Source organism: Dechloromonas denitrificans (genome assembly GCF_001551835.1).
GTDB classification, from domain to species: Bacteria; Pseudomonadota; Gammaproteobacteria; order Burkholderiales; family Rhodocyclaceae; genus Azonexus; species Azonexus denitrificans.
Window position 1 is genome coordinate 1 of sequence record NZ_LODL01000009.1, and the last position, 411, is coordinate 411.

The 411-nt window shown below is 53.5% G+C and carries 3 tRNA genes; all 3 read right to left on the bottom strand.

What is annotated here, in order from left to right:
• Window positions 1–108: 108 nt before the first annotated feature.
• Window positions 109–184, bottom strand: a tRNA-Met gene (locus AT959_RS04195).
• Window positions 185–232: 48 nt separating this feature from the next.
• Window positions 233–308, bottom strand: a tRNA-Gly gene (locus AT959_RS04200).
• A gap of 25 nt (window positions 309–333) precedes the next feature.
• Window positions 334–410 (bottom strand) — tRNA-Asp (locus AT959_RS04205).
• Window position 411: the final 1 nt, after the last annotated feature.

A 411-nucleotide genomic window follows, 5' to 3' on the forward strand; every position in this document is an offset into this window, starting at 1 on the left:
CTTCGTCTGCAGCAGAGAGGCGAGATTATGAAGAACTTCTTACAAACCGTCAAGCTTTTCTTCAAACCTTTTTTGCCGCTCTTTACTTCTACTTCACCTCTACTTCTTTGGTTGCGGGGGCAGGACTTGAACCTGCGACCTTCGGGTTATGAGCCCGACGAGCTGCCAACTGCTCCACCCCGCGTCCGTATAGACACTGTCTTCAGTACACAATTGCCAGGTGGTGATAACCTGGAGCGGCAGAAGAGTCTCGAACTCTCGACCTATACCTTGGCAAGGTATCGCTCTACCAACTGAGCTACTGCCGCTCGGTACCCTGCTGACAACTAATGTTGGCGGAGTGGACGGGACTCGAACCCGCGACCCCCGGCGTGACAGGCCGGTATTCTAACCAACTGAACTACCACTCCA